Origin of the sequence: Flavobacterium sp. LB2P53 (assembly GCF_003970305.1) — a bacterium.
In the GTDB taxonomy this organism is placed as follows: domain Bacteria; phylum Bacteroidota; class Bacteroidia; order Flavobacteriales; family Flavobacteriaceae; genus Flavobacterium.
Genome location: NZ_RYDG01000003.1, coordinates 1 through 19,207 on the forward strand (window position 1 = coordinate 1; position 19,207 = coordinate 19,207).

Genomic DNA, 19,207 nt, shown 5'->3' on the forward strand with positions numbered 1-19,207 from the left:
TATTGAAGAATTTAACAATCAAATTAATTACAAAAATGTAGCTTAACTTAATGTGCAGTTTTTATTTGCATATCCACTATTAAATAATTAAAATGAATTTGGTTTAGATTTTCAGCACGTTATATCGCAAAGGGGCTAATGCTATAACTACCAATACTTTGAATAAAGGCAATTATATGTGTACAAAATAATAAATATAAGTGCCAGTAAATTAGGAGTTAAACTTGAATAATTCCTAAGTTAAATTTTTTATCAATAGGCGAGTGGTTAGCCGCTTCTATTCCCATAGAGATCCAAGTTCGGGTGTCTAAGGGATCAATAATAGCATCTGTCCATAATCGTGATGCGGCATAATAAGGCGAAACTTGCTCGTCATATCTGGCTTTTATTTTATCAAATAATTCTTTTTCTTTTATTTCATCTACGAGTTCTCCTTTTGCTTTAAGCGAAGAGGCTTCAATTTGAGCCAGCACTTTTGCAGCTTGGGTTCCGCCCATAACGGCTAATTCCGCACTTGGCCAGGCGAATATTAATCTTGGATCATACGCTTTTCCGCACATGGCATAATTTCCAGCACCATATGAATTTCCTACAATTACAGTGAATTTTGGTACAACGGAATTGGATACCGCATTTACCATTTTGGCACCGTCTTTTATAATTCCTCCATGTTCTGATTTAGATCCTACCATAAATCCAGTAACATCTTGAACAAAGATCAATGGGATTTTTTTCTGGTTGCAATTGGCAATAAAACGGGTGGCTTTATCTGCACTATCGGAGTAGATTACGCCACCAAACTGCATTTCACCATTTTTAGTTTTTACCACTTTTCGTTGGTTGGCAACAATTCCCACTGCCCAACCATCTATTCTGGCATAACCAGTGATAATAGTTTGGCCATAGCCGTCTTTATAAGCTTCAAATTCTGAATTGTCTACTAAACGATTGATGATTTCCATCATGTCATACTGCTCATTTCTGGCTTTTGGCAAAACACCGTAGATTTCTTTTTCGTCTAATGCTGGTTTTTGGGATTTAATTCGGCTGAAACCAGCTTTATCAAAATCACCTATTTTATCAACTATATTTTTTATTTTATCCAATGCATCTTTATCGTCTTTGGCTTTATAGTCGGTCACACCGGAAATTTCACAATGGGTAGTTGCTCCGCCCAGAGTTTCATTATCAATACTTTCGCCAATAGCAGCTTTGACAAGATAACTTCCTGCCAAGAAAATACTTCCTGTTTTTTCGACAATCAAAGCTTCGTCACTCATGATGGGTAAATAAGCTCCACCGGCGACGCAACTTCCCATTACAGCAGCAATTTGGGTAATTCCCATGCTGCTCATTTGGGCATTATTTCTAAAAATACGTCCAAAATGTTCTTTGTCCGGGAAAATTTCATCTTGCAAAGGCAAATATACTCCGGCGCTATCTACTAAATAAATAATTGGCAGTCGGTTTTCCATAGCAATTTCCTGTGCCCGTAAGTTTTTCTTGGCCGTTATAGGAAACCAGGCTCCCGCTTTTACGGTAGCATCATTGGCTACAACAATACATTGTTTGCCTCTGATGTACCCTATTTTTACCACGACACCACCTGATGGGCATCCACCGTGTTCTGCATACATTCCTTCACCAACAAATGCTCCAATTTCAATGCATTTCGCTTTTGGATCCAATAAATAATCAATACGTTCACGAGCGGTCATTTTGCCTTCACCATGTAATTTTTGAATGCGTTTTTCACCGCCGCCTAATTTAACTATGCTTAATTTTTGTCGCAATGCGGAAAGTAAAAGTTTATTGTGGTCTTCGTTTTTGTTGAAGTTTAAATCCATGATGAAAGAATGTTAAAAATAATTTTGGGCTAAAATACAAAATTCAACTAAATAAATTTTATTGGTTTAGAAAGAAAACGGAATATTTTTTTGATTTAAAAACAAAAAAACAGAAGTTACCTCCTGCTTTTTTATGAATTTAATAAAAAAAAAGGTTATTTATGTTTGGATTCATTTACAAGTCTTTTTAAAATTGCCCATTGTTTGAGTGCATCACGAGCTTCAACGGCCGGATACCCTAGCATGGTTTTTCCTGCAGGAATATCTCCTGTTACACCGGAACCGGCACCTACAATCGCACCATCGCCTATGGTGGTATGATCCTTTATAGAAGCGCTTCCGCCAATGATTACGCCATTTCCTAATGTTACAGAGCCTGCTAATCCACTGTTTCCAGCCATAATACAAAACTTACCTAGTTTGCTGTTATGCCCAATTTGGACTAGATTATCAATTTTACAGCCGTCACCTAAAATGGTTGAACTGAATTTGCCTCTGTCCACACAGGTATTAGCGCCAATTTCGACACTATTACCAATAATTACATTTCCAATTTGCGGAATTTTGACCAAACCTCTTTGTGGGTCAGGTCGAAAACCAAAACCATCCGCACCTATTGTCGCATTAGGATGTAAAATACAATCATTGCCAATGTGGCATCGTTCTCTGATAACCGTTCCTGACCAGATTACTGTGTTTTTACCAATCGTACATTCATCTAGAATGGTCACATTAGGATATACAGTGGAGTTGTCTCCAATTATGACATTAGGTCCTATATAACAGCCAGCACCAATTCGGGCACCAGTGCAAATAGAGGCAGTTGGATCAATCACAGCACTGGGATGAATGTCAATAGTAAATACTGGTGTTGGTGGAGCAAATAGTTCTAGTACCTGAGACATCGCTAAATCAGCATTTTTAACTTTTATGAAAGCTCTATTTTCTCCGGGTTCTATAGCAATATCTTCATTGACAACTGCCGCACAAGCATTGGAAGTAAACCATAATTTTTCGTATTTTTTGTTTCCAATGAATGAAATTTCGGAAGCGGTAGCCATTTCTAATTGTTCAGGAGCAGTAATGTTTTGGGTAGTATTCCCTATAATTACGCCATTAAGAATCGCATTAATTTCTTGGATTGTATAAGATTTCATTCCGTGTAGATTGGATTTGGTTGTTTAATATTTTTCAAATAAAAGAATTTAGCGTTGAAATTCCTAATCTTACTAATTTCTTTAACAGGAATTAATGGAGTGGTTATATAAATTGTGAATACAATATTGTAATTGTTCCTTATCCTTTGGACATGAGGAAATGCTGATTGATTACAATAAATAGCAAACAACAGTTAGCGGTAGAGACTTTGTTGATTCAATGGTTGGGGTTAATTATAAAACAAATAGCCGGTACTTAATTATAAGTACCGGCTATTTTCTATTTATTTGACTCGGATAAATTATCTTTTCACAATCATTTTTCCATTGTTTTCTCCTTTAAATAAACCAAGTAGCGCTGTAGGTAATTGATCAAAACCTTCTACTATAGTTTCTGTAAACTTCAATTTTCCTTCATTGACCCATTTTGATAAGTGTGCAATTCCTTCTGGAAAGTCTTTTTGAAAATTATTGATAATAAAACCCTGCATTAATACACTTCGGGTTAATAACATGGGTTGGATTCGGGGTCCCATTGGTATTTCGGTGCTGTTGTATAGGGAAATTTGTCCACACAAAGCAATTCTGGAATGAAAATTCAGGTTTTCGATAACCGCATCAGAAATACTGCCACCTACATTGTCAAAATAAACATCCACACCGTTTGGACATAATTTAGCAATTGTGGATTTCATATTGGTATTTGTTTTGTAATTGACGACTTCGTCATAGCCAAATTCTTCTTTTAGCATTTTTACTTTTTCATCAGAACCGGCAATTCCTATTACACGAGCACCTTGGATTTTTGCAAGTTGGCCTACTACTATCCCAACGGCTCCTGCGGCTCCTGATACCACAACGGTTTCTCCCGCTTTTGGTTTTCCAATTTGCATTAGACCAAAATAAGCGGTAAGTCCTGTCATTCCCAGTATTCCTAAATAATATGTTAGGGATTCTACTGTTGATTCAATTTTTTGCAGGCCTTTTTCAGAGGCAATCATTTGTTCGCTCCAAGGCAAAGCGCCCAGAACAGTATCTCCTGTTTTGAAAAGATCGGATTTTGATTCTACTACAGTAGCCAAAACTCCGCCCTCTATAGGTTGGTCTAATTCAAATTGAGGTACATACGATTTTCCTTCATTCATTCGACCGCGCATATAGGGATCTACGGAATAATACAATCCTTTTAAAAGGACTTCTCCTTTTTTTAGATCGTTTAATTCTATATTTTCAGATCTAAAATCATTCAATGTTGGAATTCCATTAGGTCTTGATGCTAATACGATTTGTTTCGTTTTCATTTTTTTTTGTTTAATAAAAACTCTATTAGCCATTAGCTAATGAAGTTTTGTTTCCTGTTTTCTTTTTTAAAACTAATTTATAGTTTGGTTCTGAAATCATTTATGATTCCCCCTTTTGCAAGTACGTTAATTTGACGATCACTTAAACTGTGTTTGGTTTCAAATTCTAAAGTGCTTCCGTCCCCTTTTTCGATCACTACTTTTATATTATTTCTATTGACAACATCTTCACGGAGGTTTTTAAAACGGATCAAATCTCCCTGTTCCATTTTGTCATAATCAGAAACGTTTATAAATTCTAAAGGCACAATTCCAAAATTGACTAAATTTTGCCAAGCAATACGGGCATAACTTTGGGCAATAACAGCCACTTGTCCCAAATATTTAGGAGCAAGAGCGGCATGTTCCCGACTGGAACCTTGGGCATAATTTTCTTTTGCAATAACGATATGTCCACCAAATTCTTTTTTAGATTTCATGGCTCGGTCATAAAAACTAGGATCGATCACACTAAAAGCATATTTACTGATTTCAGGAATATTACTTCTTAAGGGAAGTACATCGGCTCCAGCTTTCAAAATTTCATCTGTAGATACATTATCGCCCATTTTTAATAAAATAGGAATTCGATAGTCTTGTTGTAAAGCTTCAATTTCAGGAATCGATTTGATATTTGGACCTTTATGTAATTCAACTCCTGATCCATCTTTTAGGGGAGCCACGAGCATATCAGTATTGATAATTTCTACTTCAGGATTCTCAAATTTAGGATATTTCATGCCATAGATTTTTTCCATATCTCTAGGATCTGTGATTTTTCCTGTCAGGGCAGATGCAGCAGCCGTTTCGGGACTACACAAATAAACCTGATCATCTTCTGTTCCAGAACGACTTGGGAAATTTCGAGGCATGGTTCTTAAACTGATTGTTCCGGTAGCGGGAGCTTGCCCCATTCCTATACAACCCATACAACCTGATTGATGAAAACGAGCACCAGCAGTAATCAAATTTGCAAAAGTAAAATTCTTTAGCATGTTTTGAATTGTCTGTCTGGATGTAGGATTGACATCAAATGAAACTGCACTGTTAATGGTTTTATCCTTTACAATGGCTCCGGCAATCCAAAAATCTCGTAATCCAGGATTTGCCGAAGAGCCTATAACGACCTGACCAATTGTTTTTCCGGCAACTTCACTCACGGGAACTACATTTCCAGGACTTGTGGGCAGTGCAATTAAAGGAACCAAATCGTTTAAATTAATTTCTGCATATTCATCATAAGTTGCTCCTGAATCGGCAATTAATTCCGTCCAGTCAGATTCCCGATTTTGGGAAATTAAAAACCGTTTGGTTTCATCATCACTGGGGAATACAGTTGTTGTAGCACCTAATTCAGCACCCATATTGGCAATAACATGACGGTCCATCACACTCAGATTTTTCAATCCTTCACCATAATATTCTATAATTTTTCCCACTCCGCCTTTTACATCATAGCGTCTTAGCATTTCTAGAATGATATCTTTGGCACTAACCCAATCGGGTAGTTTACCGCTGAGTTCTACACCCATTACTTTTGGCATTTTGACAAAATAAGGTTGACCTGCAATTGCAGCTGCAACATCTAAACCACCGGTTCCAATGGCCAGCATGCCCAAAGACCCTGCAGCACAAGAATGACTATCGGACCCAACGAGTGTTTTTCCGGGTTTGCCAAAACGTTCCATGTGCACCGGATGACTTACGCCATTTCCGGGACGACTGTACCAAAGACCAAATCTTTGTGCCGCCGAAAGTAAAAATAAATGGTCATCGGCATTTTTAGAATCCGTTTGTAAAAGATTGTGATCCACATATTGAACCGCAACTTCTGTTTTGGCTTTTTTTAGACCCATGGCTTCTAATTCTAATTGGACCAATGTTCCAGTTGCATCTTGTAATAATGCCTGATCTATCCGGATTCCAATTTCCTGACCCGCAATCATTTCACCATGTAAAAGATGCGATTGGATTAATTTTTGACTAACGTTTAATTTTGACATATTTTGTACTTTTAGATGCTTTTCTTGAATGTAAAAATCGAGATATTGTCTTATTCTAGAAAGGATCAGATAATCCACTGATACGGATTAATTTTTTATTTACAAATTCATGAATTCCAATTTCAGAGAGTTCTCTACCGTAACCAGAACCTTTGGTTCCTCCAAAAGGTAAATCGGCTTGTGTCCAAGTTGGGTGATTGATAAATACCATTCCAGAATCAATTTGATCTGCAAGTCGTTTTCCACGTTCGATATCTTTAGTAAATATGGATCCTCCTAAACCAAAATCAGAATCATTCGCCAAGGCAATTGCAGCAGCTTCGTCTTTTACTCTGTAAAAAGAGGAAACTGGTCCAAATAATTCTTCGTGATATGCTGGAATTTCAGGATTTAGATCCGTTAGAATGGTAGGTTCCATAAAGGCTCCCGGACCATCAACTCTTTTTCCTCCAAGTAAAACGGTAGCTCCGGCAGCAACTGATCTTTCCACTTGATCTACTAAGTGTAATAAAGCTTCTTCACTACTCAATGGACCTAATTCTGTATTTGAATCCATTGGATCTCCTACTTTTAATTTAGCTAGTTTGGCTGTGTACTTTTCGATAAATTCATCAGCAATAGCTTCTATAGCAATAATTCTTTTGGAAGCAATACAGCTTTGTCCATTATTGTTCATTCTACCTACTACGGCCCATTCTACAGTTTTATCAATATCGGCATCTTCTAAAACGATTAAGGCATCATTACCTCCTAATTCTAAAACTGATTTCTTAAGGTTTTTACCAGCTTCTGTAGCTAAACTTGCACCAGCGGCTTCACTACCGGTAAGTGAAACGCCTTTGATTCTTTTGTCAGAAACAATGGCTGAAGCTCTCTTTCCTGAGATTAACAAATTAGTGTATAATCCAATTGGCGCTTGCGCTTCTTTAAATAAATCTTGAATTGCAATTGCACATTGAGGAACCATAGAAGCGTGTTTTACTAAGATAGTATTTCCTACCATGATGTTTGGCGCAATGAAACGAGCTACCTGATAAAAAGGGAAATTCCACGGTTGAACACCCAGTAAAACGCCTATTGGGCTTGATCTGATAATAGCCTCGCCAAGTTCAGGTTCTAATTTTTTATCGGCTAAAAATGCTTCGCCATTTTGAGCATAATAATCTAATATATTAGCACTTAATTCAATTTCACCTTCTGCCTGTGAAAATATTTTTCCCATTTCGAGTGTAATCAAAGTAGCCAAAGCTGTTTTTTTCTCTCTCATTAAAGAAGCTACTTTGTTTAAAACAGCCGCTCTTTCAGAATATGATGTTTTTTTCCAATCTTGGAAGGTATTGGCAGCTTGTACAATGACATCATCTACTTGCTTGTCGGTCATTTCATCAAATGATTTCAAAATTTTGTTTGTTGCGGGATTCGTTGTTTGTATGGCCATAATTCTAATATTTAAAGAAGATTAATTTTTGGCTTCTGCCAAAAATAATTTATAATGTAAAAACAGATGGTTTTAGCATGTATAATTCAATAATTGGTTAGGAAATTTTTACGAAGTAGATTGGTTTTTTTGAAAAAAATAAAATTGTTCTAGTTTGTAATAACAATTATTGAATAACAAAGATAAAAATATTATGAGGAATAAGACTTACATAATTCCCACATTAACTTTTTTTTATGCGTAAAGTAAACACATCTAAAAGCCTTCTTTTTAGATGTTGTTTCTTTTCGTCTTCCTTTTTTTACATTTGGATGGATGGTGCTAATTTTTACTTTTTTTAATTAAAACAAGACAAGAAACAGTAACTATAGCGGTTTAGATTAATACAATAGGATATTTTTTAAATTAATTTTTCTTCATAATAGTGTTACTTTCAAAACAGAAAAAAATTAGCATTGAAAATGGGATGCAATTGTGGGTCGTGAATAATTACTAAGCAGAAAATAATACCGTTTTCTAATGGCTTTAGAAAAAAAGGTAAAGAGTAGTATGATGCCTTAAGTAACATGATAAAATGTTGCCGTTAAAAAAGGGGTTTATCTATAAAAAAAATCCCACCGACTTTAAAGCCGGTAGGATCTGTTTTATTTTAACTAAATGGTATTTTATTCCTCTTCCTTTTGTCCCATCATCATTAGATAAGCTTTCAGGAACTCATCAATTTCTCCATTCATAACGCCGTCAACGTTGCTGGTTTCATAACCGGTGCGAACATCTTTGACTAACTTATAAGGTTGCATGACATAATTTCTGATTTGGGAACCCCATTCTATTTTCATTTTACCAGCTTCAATATCAGCGCGTTGTGCCTGTTTCTTTTTTAACTCAATTTCGTACAATTGAGAGCGTAACATCTGCATGGCACGCTGTCTGTTGTCTTGCTGCGATCGCGTTTCGGAACATTGTATTTGAATTCCGGTAGGTTTATGAAACAATTGTACTTTAGTTTCCACCTTATTTACATTTTGTCCACCAGCTCCGCTGGATCGCGAAGTCGTGATCTCAATGTCAGCAGGATTGATGTCAATTTCGATGCTATCATCTACCAGTGGATACACGTAAACGGATGCAAATGAGGTATGACGTTTGGCATTGCTGTCAAAAGGAGAAATTCGTACCAGTCGATGCACGCCGTTTTCGCCTTTTAAATATCCAAAAGAATAATCGCCTTCAAATTCGAGTGTTACGGTCTTGATACCGGCAGCTTCTCCTTTCTGGAAATTCAGTTCTTTGATTTTGTAACCGTATTTTTCGCCCCACATCATGTACATGCGCATGAGCATTTCGGCCCAATCACAACTTTCGGTTCCACCGGCACCAGCAGTAATTTGTACCACAGCACTCAAAGTATCCCCTTCGTCCGAGAGCATGTTCTTGAATTCAATGGCTTCAATATGCGCTTGAGTGGCGTAGTAATGTTCGTCTAATTCTTCTCCGGTAAGTTCACCTTCTTTGTAAAAATCATAGGCAAGTTGCAATTCATCCGTCATTTCGACTGCTTTATTGTAATCTTCAATCCACTTTTTCTTATTTCGCAGATTTTTTACAATGATCTCAGCTTCTTTTGGATTGTTCCAAAAATCAGGGGCAAAGGTTTTTTCTTCTTCGTTTGAGATCTCAATTAGCTTGGCATCAACGTCAAAGATACCTCCTCAACGCACCAAGGCGCTCTACAATACCTTTAATTTGTTCGGTAGTTGTCATAAAATTATATTAATTTGGTTGGTCTGTTTTCAATAATTTATCAAAATTGCTGCCGTGTACTACAATTAGTGTAGTTTTAACGGAACTAGTTGGAATTAATAAACGGTATTGTGTAAATTTGTGGCACAAAAATAGAAAAATTTTACGAAGAGACAATTCGCGAATTGTCCGTACTGAAAATAAAAATAAATATGGAAATAAATTTAGTTAGCGACACAATCACGAAACCTTCACGTGAAATGCTGGTTCATATGTTAAATGCTGAAGTAGGCGATGATGTTTACAAACAAGATCCTACAGTTATAGCCCTAGAAGCCAGAGTTGCTGAGATGTTTGGTATGGAAGCGGGTCTTTTTTTTCCCTCAGGAACGATGGCCAATCAAACAGCGATAAAATTGCATACCCAACCCGGAGAACAATTAATTGCTGACAAATATGCACATGTATACCATTATGAAGGCGGCGGTGTTTCCTTCAATAGTGGCGTTTCTTGTTGCTTATTAGACGGAAACCGCGGAATGATAACTGCAGAGCAAGTGGCTGGAGCCATCAATGATCCGGAGTTTTACCACAGTCCTTTAACAAGTTTAGTTTGTGTAGAAAACACCACTAATAAAGGTGGCGGCGCTTGCTATGAACTGGAAGATTTGCAAAAAATAAAAAAGGTTTGTGATGCTAATAATTTGAAATTTCACCTGGATGGCGCCCGAATCTGGAATGCTTTGGTAGCCAAAAATCAAGATCCAAAAGCATTTGGTGAATTATTTGATACCATTTCGGTTTGTTTGTCTAAAGGTTTGGGAGCACCAATTGGTTCGGCGTTGTTAGCGGACAAAGCCACGATTCACAGAGCATTGCGAATTCGAAAAATATTAGGTGGCGGAATGCGTCAGGTAGGCTATTTGGCAGCAGCAGGAATATATGCCTTGGACAATAATATAGAACGCCTTGCTGAAGATCATAGGCGAGCGAAAGAAATTGCCGAAGTTTTGAAAAAGGTAAGCTGGGTTGCATCAGTAGAGCCGGTTGAAACTAATATTTTGATTTTCTCGTTGGTTCCAAATTGTATCGAAAAGAATTTAATTGAATTGTTAAAGCAAAAAAATATTTTAATCAGTTCCATGGGGCATGGAAAACTGCGAATAGTCACGCATCTTGATTATAAGGAAGTTATGCATACCTATGTATTGGAAACCTTGCAGAAGTTAGTATAGTTCTTCTTGGAGAATTTGTTTAAAGTTTAAGGTTTAAAGTTTTTATCGTGATCAAAAAACGTTAAACCTTAAACTTTAAACTTTTTTATTTAAACAAATCTTCCATTCCGGGAATCATTGGCATATCCATTTTAGTAACGACATCCAGTTCGCTCTGATTGACATTTGTCGCTTTTTCGATTGCTTTATTCAATACTAAAATCAAATAATCTTCCAGTTGCTCTTTATCTGCTAATAGAGTGTCGTCAATAATAATTGATTTTAGGGTTCTGTTGGCAGTCAAAGTAACTTTCAATAAACCATCAGTGCTTTGTTCGTCTATAAGAACAGTATCTAAACGTTTTTTTGTGTCTTCTATCTTTTGTTGGGTCTCTTTAAGTTTGCCCATCATTCCCATTAAATCCATGTTTTAATTTTTTAAATTAATTTGATTTACAAAATTACTATATTGCATAGTTATAATCAATAAAATATTCATGAAAAATAAACTCGTCTTAAGTTGTCTTTGTGTTATTTTTGCACCATCAATTACTAATATAAAAGCGCAACAAATGTCAAAAAATATTCCTTCTCCCGTAGCTAAAATAATTCCAAAAACTTTAGAAAAACACAACCAAAAACGGGTAGATAATTATTTCTGGTTAAACGAGAGAGAGAACCTGGAAGTGATTGATTATTTGAATCAAGAAAATACGTATTATGAAGCCATGACTGTGGATACAAAAGGGTTTCAGAAAGAATTATACGAAGAAATGAAAGCCCGCATCAAGGAAGACGATCAATCGGTTCCTTACTTATACAATGGTTACTATTATATCACGCGTTTTGAAACCGGAAAGGATTATCCCATTTATTCCAGAAAAAAAGGAAGTCTTACCGCTACTGAGGAAATTTTATTCAACTGTAATGACTTAGCTAAAGACCATTCTTACTTTCAATTGGGTGGTTTGAGCGTGAGTCCGGACAATAAATTTGCGAGTTTTGGTATTGATACCGTTGGAAGACGTATTTATACGATACAAATCAAAAACTTAGAGACGGAAGAAATTCTTTCGGATAAGATTGAAAATGCTACTGGAAGTTCTGTTTGGGCCAATGATAATAAAACGATATTTTACACCAGACAAGATAAAGTTACCTTGCGGTCTGATAAAGTTTTTAAACATAAATTAGCCACAGATTCAGCTACTGATATATTAGTTTTTAATGAAAAAGACGATACGTTCAATGTTTCTGTAGGCAAAGAAAAATCAAAAAAATATATTGTAATAGGCTCCGGAAGTACCTTAACAACCGAGTACAGAATTTTAAATTCAGATACTCCAGATGGAGAGTTTGTGGTTTTTCAACCAAGGGTTCGCGGCTTAGAATACAGTATTTCTCATTTTGGAGATTCTTTTTATATCATGACCAATAAGGACAAAGCAACTAACTTCAAGTTGATGAAAACCCCTGAAAACGCTACTGCAAAAGAAAATTGGAAAGATGTCATTGCGCATCGAAAAGACGTTTTACTGGAAGATATCGAAATTTTTAGAAACTATTTAGTTGTAGAAGAACGTTCCAATGGTTTGAACCACATTCGTATTATGCCTTGGAGTGGAGAAGGAGAATATTATTTGCCTTTTGGAAGCGAAACGTATAGCGCATATACGACGACAAATGTGGATTTTGATACTGATATTTTGCGTTACAGTTACCAATCATTGGCAACGCCATCTTCAGTTATTGACTTTAATATGAAAACCAAAGAGAAAGAAATCAAGAAAGAGCAACAGGTTCTTGGGGGTAAATTTGATAAAAATAATTATATCGAAGAGCGTGTTTGGGCCACAGCAACAGATGGTACCAAAGTACCCATTTCTATGGTGTACAAAAAGGGGTTGAAAAAAGATTGGAATAATCCGGTATTGCTTTATGCCTACGGTTCATACGGCGTTACCATGGATGCTTATTTTTCATCTACGCGTTTGTCAATTTTGGATCGAGGATTTGTATTTGCCATAGCACACATTCGCGGTGGTGAAGATTTAGGAAGACAATGGTATGAGGACGGAAAATTATTGAAAAAGAAAAACACCTTCACTGATTTTATTGATTGTTCTAAGTTTTTGATTCAGGAAAAATATACTTCACCAAAACATTTATATGCCGAGGGCGGTTCAGCAGGTGGATTATTAATGGGAGCAGTTGTCAATATGGCGCCGGAATTGTACAACGGAGTAATTGCGCAGGTTCCTTTTGTAGATGTTATCACCACGATGCTTGATGACACGATTCCGCTTACAACAGGAGAATATGATGAATGGGGCAATCCAAACGAGAAAAAATATTATGATTATATGGCATCCTACTCTCCTTATGACAACGTAAAAGCTCAAAACTATCCTAATATGTTCGTTTCTACCGGACTTCATGATTCACAAGTACAATATTGGGAGCCTGCCAAGTGGGTTGCAAAGCTCCGTACTCAAAAAACAAATGATACCGTTTTATATCTTAATACGAATATGGATGCGGGTCACGGCGGTGCTTCAGGTCGGTTTGAAGCCTTAAAGGAATTAGCAAAGGAATATAGTTTTTTATTAGATTTAGAAAAAATTAAAAACTAAACAGCTTTTTTTTGTTAAATTTGTAACTTTCGAGGTGTAATTAGAAATTGCTGCAACTAACTATTTTTTTATGAAAAAAAAAGTAAACGCTTACAATAATGTCTTAGAACTTATAGGTAATACTCCTCTTATTAAGTTAAATAAAGTCACTGAAGAGTTAGAAGGTGCTTTTTATGCAAAAGTAGAAGCTTTTAATCCGGGACATTCCTCCAAAGACAGAATAGCATTGCACATAATTGAAGAAGCTGAAAAGAGAGGTGTTTTATCTCCTGGTGATACTATAATTGAAACAACATCCGGCAATACGGGTTTTAGTTTAGCAATGGTGAGTATTATAAAAGGATATAGCTGTATTCTGGCTGTTAGTTCTAAATCATCTAAAGACAAAATAGACATGCTTCGCAGCTTAGGCGCTAAAGTGTATGTTTGTCCGGCGCATGTTTCTGCTGATGATAAACGTTCGTATTATAATGTTGCCAAACGTTTGCATGAAGAAACGAAAGGCTCGGTGTATATCAACCAATATTTCAATCAGTTGAATGTTGATGCGCATTATAAGTCTACCGGTCCGGAAATTTGGAAGCAAACAAATGGAGCAATCACACACTTAATTGCTTGTAGTGGAACAGGAGGAACTATTTCCGGTACTGCAAAATACTTAAAAGAACAAAATCCAAACATTAGAATTCTTGGAGTCGATGCTTTTGGATCCGTATTAAAAAAGTACCATGAAACTGGAGAATTCGATAATGATGAAATTTATCCGTACCGAATAGAAGGTTTAGGGAAGAACTTAATTCCATCAGCAACGGATTTTGATATTATTGATAAATTCATGAAAGTAACTGACGAAGAAAGTGCTCATGCGGCTCGAGAAATCACAAGGAAAGAAGGTTTATTTGTAGGATATACTTCAGGAGCTGTTTTGCAAGCCATCAAGCAATATGCTGATGAAGGAGAGTTTGATGTTAACAGTGTTGTTATTGCCATATTTCCAGATCACGGTTCTCGTTATATGAGTAAAGTATTTAGTGATGATTGGATGCATGAACAAGGTTTCTTTGACAGTATAAACCAAGAAGAAGTTCAAAAAATAGAAATGATAAAATAAGTTGAAATTATAAATAAAAAGTCCCATTAGCTTTTGCAAATGGGACTTTTTTATTGATCATATAAAGAAGAATACTTTTTTGGTTAATCCAATAATTCAGGAGTACTAAGTATTAATTCGATTTTTTTAATAGTGATCGTGATCTGGCTCATTTGTAATTCTATGTTTCTAAAAAAGAGACTAATATCTCTGTTGACCCAACTTTCAGAAATAACTCTTGCTCCCAAACTAATTCTTAAAATAGCACTTTCAATTTCAGTAGTATATTTTACATTAACTGCTTGACCAATATGGCATTTTTGGGCAGCAAGCCGAATGATTTCTAATGAAGAACCTTCAAACTGATCCGATAAATCAGTATTTAATAACGTATATAATTTTTTTACGTTATCAACAGATAAAACTTCATTATCTTTAAAAATAAAGAAAGGAAAAATGGTACGGATATTTCGTATTCCAAATTCTTTACTACTGTAACTCTTCGTTTTTGTTTCATCACCATAAATAGGCTGTAAAAAAGTGGCTTCTTTTATGGAATCATCAACAAAATTGCAAAACATCTCAATACCCATATTTCGATATAAAACAGGTGTTTTGTAGTATCTGTCCATTTCAACTACGGCCGCATTCCAGCGCATATAGGAACCATAGTTATACCCATCGGATAATTCATTGGAACAAAAACAAGAAGCCGGCCAATCAGAATGATTGTAATATTGGGTTAAACCTTTGGGTAATGTGTTTTTTACAGAATGTATTAATTTGTTGACACTTTTAGGTAAAATTAATGCACCGCAGTATGGAGGGCCCGTGAAAAATTTACTTCCTGTTATAGTAACAATATACCCTTTGTTTAAATAATTTTGTATGTCTTTTGGATCTAATCTAAGCTGTGAGCCATCTACAATAATCTGAATTGATAAATTTTCAAGTGTATTTAGTTTTTTTATAAATTCGTCACTGGGAGATTGATACCCTAATTTTGATTGGTCCATAGTATGTAACACGATGTGCCTGCCTTGATTTTTGGTCTTGATAACGGCATCAAATACTTCCTTATCTAATTGAGCAGAAGATTTTGATGCGCCATTTTCATCTCGAAAAGGGATTTTAATTAAATCAACCTCTCTAAAGCCTTCAATTTTAGTATCTTTTTTAATTGGATAATTTAGTGCAGTAGTGTTTTCAAAGTGGCATCCCTTTAATGCGGCAGCAACGCCACTACCAGTTTCATCAGAGGCTACCAAAATGTGTGTAATTTCTTTGTCGGAAATAATTTGTGTTATAGCTGCTATTTGCAGCGACGAATCGGTACCTGATGGAGAAAAAATTATTTCACATTCCTCATTTAATTTAAATATTTTTCTAAGGTTATTTTTTAGTAATTCAGAAAACTCGGTAGTAGTATTTTTAAAACTGTTTTTCAAGCTGTTTCTAATTAATATACTTCTCACTTTATCGGTTTTATCAAAAGCAAAATTTGAAACGCTGGACGCCGTAGATGAGGCAAAAGTAAATGCATCAGGTCTTGGGAATGGGCGACATCCGTATTTGTTTAGCAAATGAATTTCGTCGATATTCAATCTAAGATCTCCTCCAGACATTAATAAGTATTCGGTGGGTTTTGCTAGATTTTCAATAATAGGTTTCCAAGATTCTTTGAGTTCAGTATTTAAATTTTTTAAACCATGGAAAGATTGTAGCTCTTCGTTTATTAATGAAGATTCTGTATTTAAATAGGTATCATTTTTGATTAAATTAATTAAAACATAATCAAGATCTTCTAATTTTTCTTTATCATCTTTAGGTAGTAAATTATAAAATATTCGAATCACTTCAAGTGCAGCGATATCGCATAAAACAGCCTCTTTTTTTTCGTTATTCAACGCTTTGTACCATAACTGCCATTCAATACCATATCTTAAATAAACTAGAGCTAAAATAGGTTTGTTCAAAAAGGACGAGCCAATTATAATCGATTTATTGGGTATAATTTTGAAAATAGTAGGCTCACTAGTTGAGGTGATTATATTGATGTTATTTATCTTTGGTACAGTATTAAACCTTTTTAAAATACGCACTAAATAGTTTACATTTTCTTTTTCAAATAAACTGGTTCTTTTATATTGATTTTCAATTAGAATGTTGTTTGTCATATATGTTATAATTTAAAACGTTCCTTAGAACGATATTCTGTATTAGGAATATTTAGTTAATTCACTACACGCATTCAATCAGGGACTACATTCTGCTGAAAATTGTCACAAAAAATAATTTTCCCTTTTATTCTTAATATTCAATGATGGTGCTCTATTTTTAAATAATTATGCTCTCACTTGCTGGCTGTTTCGCTTGTTTTTTGGGCGTCGCATTTATCAAAAAGTAGGCAAATATAAGAAACTTGATATCAGGAAAAAATATATTAAAAATACTCGTTTGCTAAATCTCTTCGTGTTAATTGTAGACCGTGAATTAAACTTATATTCACTAAATAATGGAACTTGTATTTTTTAATTAAATATTGTATTTTTTTATTTTTGATTTATTACTTGAGCACCTGATAAAAAAGGATATGGGACACTCCAGAGAATATTTAAAACAATAAATGACCGAGGCTTAATTTTAAAGTCATACATTTTCAGGCAAAAAAACTCCAGCCGAAGCTAGAGTTTTAGTTATTGTAGAAATTAAGTTTATGCTTCTTCCATAGTATGATACACGTTCATGACATCATCGTCTTCTTCCATTTTTTCAATTAATTTTTCTACATCGGCCATTTCAGCTTCCGATAGTTTTTTAGTAATTTGGGGGATTCTTTCAAATCCGGAAGAAAGAATTTCCAGTCCTCTGTTTTCTAATTCTTTTTGAATGGTTCCAAAACTTCCAAAGGGCGCATATATTAAAATACCATCTTCGTCTTCAAAAACTTCTTCAGCACCAAAATCGATTAACTCTAACTCTAGTTCTTCAGGATCAATTCCGTTTGCCGGGATTCTAAAATTACAGGTGTGATCAAACATAAATTCAACTGAACCTTGTGTTCCCAATGTGCCATTGCATTTGTTAAAATAACTCCTAACATTAGCCACCGTTCTGTTATTATTATCAGTAGCAGTTTCAACCAGAATGGCAATACCATGGGGTGCATATCCTTCAAATAAAACTTCTTTATAATTGGCCGTGTCTTTATCGGTTGCTTTTTTAATGGCGCGTTCCACATTTTCTTTTGGCATATTCACTGCCTTAGAGTTCTGGATCACGGCTCGTAATCTGGAATTGGCATCAGGATTTGGTCCGCCTTCTTTTACGGCCATTACAATATCTTTTCCTATTCTGGTAAATGCTTTGGCCATTGCTGACCAACGTTTCATTTTTCTTCCTTTTCTAAACTCAAACGCTCTTCCCATTTCTATTTCTTATTTTGAACTGCAAAAATACAGTTATTCTAAACTTTATCCAATGATTTTATTTCTTGTAAAAAGGTAATTTTACCACTTTGGCAGGGACGTCATTTTTACGGATTCGGATAAAGATATCGCTTTCCAAAGCACTATTTTCTGAAGTTACATACCCCATTCCTATTCCTTTATTCATTGAAGGTGACATCGTTCCCGAAGTTACAATTCCGATCACATTTCCTGTTGCATCTACAATTTCGTAATCGTGTCTTGGCACCGCACGTTCCTGCATTTCAAAAGCAACCAGTTTTTTAGAAACACCCGCTTCTTTTTGTTTTTTCAGATTTTCTGAATTCGTGAATTCTTTTGTGAACTTTGTAATCCATCCCAAACCAGCTTCCAGTGGCGAAGTCGTGTCATTAATGTCATTTCCGTACAAACAGAAACCCATTTCCAATCGCAACGTGTCACGAGCTGCAAGACCAATTGGCTTGATTCCAAATGCCGCACCTGCTTCAAAAACTTTAGTCCAAATTTGTTCTACTTCTGAATTTTTGCAATAAATTTCAAAACCTCCAGAACCAGTATATCCTGTAGCCGAAATAATTACATCTTTGATACCCGCAAATTCACCCACTTCAAAATGGTAATACGGAATCGCAGATAAATCTTTTGAAGTCAACGATTGCATTGCTTCAACCGCTTTTGGCCCTTGAATTGCCAATAATGAATAATCATCCGAAAGGTTTTTCATCTCCACACCCAAATCATTTTGAGCCGAAATCCAATCCCAATCTTTCTCAATATTCGACGCATTTACTACTAATAAATACTGCTCATCTTTCATTTTATAAACAAGCAAATCATCTACAATTCCACCATCATTATTTGGCAAACAAGAATATTGCGCTTTTCCGATAGTCAAAGTCGAAGCGTCATTTGTAGTCACTTTCTGAATCAAAGCCAATGCATTTGGACCCGTAAGCAGGAATTCACCCATGTGAGAAACGTCAAAAACACCCACGGCATTGCGCACCGTTTCATGTTCCGCATTCACTCCTTCATATAAAATGGGCATATTGTATCCGGCAAACGGTAGCATTTTTGCTCCCAAACTCTCGTGTATGTGCGTAAGCGCAGTATTTTTCATTGTGTTTTTCTATAAAATTTAATTTTGCTAATTTATTGATTTTATTTCGGGTGACAAAGGCGGAGCGAAGCAAAGTTTAAAGTTTCAAACGTTTTCGGAACAATCTGTACTGTAGGATTTGTAATAAGTATTTTTAGGAGCTATTTCCTGCTTTTCACTGCAATCTTATTATT

General features: G+C 35.5%; 13 protein-coding genes. 3 read left to right on the top strand and 10 right to left on the bottom strand.

Going from position 1 to position 19,207, the window contains the following annotated elements:
* Positions 1–218: 218 nt before the first annotated feature.
* The 6 genes from EKL95_RS04745 to prfB form a co-directional block, all read right to left on the bottom strand.
* A complete protein-coding gene (locus EKL95_RS04745; protein WP_126463354.1) occupies positions 219–1,847 on the bottom strand; it encodes an acyl-CoA carboxylase subunit beta in 1,629 nt (542 codons plus the stop codon).
* A 155-nt stretch (positions 1,848–2,002) separates the two neighbouring features.
* Complete coding sequence (gene lpxD, locus EKL95_RS04750; RefSeq protein WP_126463352.1) at positions 2,003–3,004, bottom strand: UDP-3-O-(3-hydroxymyristoyl)glucosamine N-acyltransferase; 1,002 nt, start codon at positions 3,002–3,004, stop codon at positions 2,003–2,005.
* Positions 3,005–3,306: 302 nt separating this feature from the next.
* On the bottom strand, positions 3,307–4,305 hold the full coding sequence (locus EKL95_RS04755; protein WP_126463350.1) for an NADP-dependent oxidoreductase: 999 nt from the start codon (positions 4,303–4,305) through the stop codon (positions 3,307–3,309).
* Between the two features lie 77 nt (positions 4,306–4,382).
* Complete coding sequence (locus EKL95_RS04760; protein WP_126563658.1) at positions 4,383–6,347, bottom strand: aconitate hydratase; 1,965 nt, start codon at positions 6,345–6,347, stop codon at positions 4,383–4,385.
* 55 nt (positions 6,348–6,402) lie between these two features.
* Positions 6,403–7,785 (bottom strand): NAD-dependent succinate-semialdehyde dehydrogenase, encoded by a 1,383-nt coding sequence (locus EKL95_RS04765; protein ID WP_126563659.1) that lies wholly within the window; start codon positions 7,783–7,785, stop codon positions 6,403–6,405.
* Between the two features lie 665 nt (positions 7,786–8,450).
* Positions 8,451–9,549, bottom strand: a protein-coding gene (gene prfB / locus EKL95_RS04770; protein WP_126456165.1) for a peptide chain release factor 2 whose coding sequence is annotated in 2 segments (ribosomal slippage) — positions 8,451–9,485 and positions 9,487–9,549 — 1,098 coding nt in all. Because the reading frame shifts where the segments join, the coding sequence is not laid out codon by codon here.
* Positions 9,550–9,740: 191 nt separating this feature from the next.
* Here prfB and EKL95_RS04775 point away from each other — a divergent pair.
* Positions 9,741–10,763 (top strand): threonine aldolase family protein, encoded by a 1,023-nt coding sequence (locus EKL95_RS04775; RefSeq protein WP_126563660.1) that lies wholly within the window; start codon positions 9,741–9,743, stop codon positions 10,761–10,763.
* 85 nt (positions 10,764–10,848) lie between these two features.
* Here EKL95_RS04775 and EKL95_RS04780 read toward each other — a convergent pair whose 3' ends face one another.
* Positions 10,849–11,169: a YbaB/EbfC family nucleoid-associated protein gene (locus EKL95_RS04780; RefSeq protein WP_126454841.1), complete on the bottom strand. Its 321-nt coding sequence runs from the start codon at positions 11,167–11,169 to the stop codon at positions 10,849–10,851.
* A 70-nt stretch (positions 11,170–11,239) separates the two neighbouring features.
* Here EKL95_RS04780 and EKL95_RS04785 point away from each other — a divergent pair, with 70 nt between their 5' ends.
* The gene (locus EKL95_RS04785) at positions 11,240–13,375 is read left to right on the top strand and encodes a S9 family peptidase (RefSeq protein WP_199736778.1); all 2,136 of its coding nucleotides are present in this window, start codon (positions 11,240–11,242) and stop codon (positions 13,373–13,375) included.
* Positions 13,376–13,445: 70 nt separating this feature from the next.
* Positions 13,446–14,486 carry a PLP-dependent cysteine synthase family protein gene (locus EKL95_RS04790; protein WP_126463342.1) on the top strand — a complete coding sequence of 347 codons (1,041 nt, stop codon included), beginning with the start codon at positions 13,446–13,448 and terminating at the stop codon, positions 14,484–14,486.
* Between the two features lie 83 nt (positions 14,487–14,569).
* Here EKL95_RS04790 and EKL95_RS04795 read toward each other — a convergent pair whose 3' ends face one another.
* The 3 genes from EKL95_RS04795 to gcvT form a co-directional block, all read right to left on the bottom strand.
* Positions 14,570–16,642 (bottom strand): hypothetical protein, encoded by a 2,073-nt coding sequence (locus EKL95_RS04795; protein WP_126562037.1) that lies wholly within the window; start codon positions 16,640–16,642, stop codon positions 14,570–14,572.
* Between the two features lie 537 nt (positions 16,643–17,179).
* The gene (locus EKL95_RS04800; RefSeq protein ID WP_126454832.1) at positions 17,180–17,893 is read right to left on the bottom strand and encodes a YebC/PmpR family DNA-binding transcriptional regulator; all 714 of its coding nucleotides are present in this window, start codon (positions 17,891–17,893) and stop codon (positions 17,180–17,182) included.
* A gap of 58 nt (positions 17,894–17,951) precedes the next feature.
* Positions 17,952–19,034: a glycine cleavage system aminomethyltransferase GcvT gene (gcvT, locus tag EKL95_RS04805; RefSeq protein ID WP_126516245.1), complete on the bottom strand. Its 1,083-nt coding sequence runs from the start codon at positions 19,032–19,034 to the stop codon at positions 17,952–17,954.
* Positions 19,035–19,207: the final 173 nt, after the last annotated feature.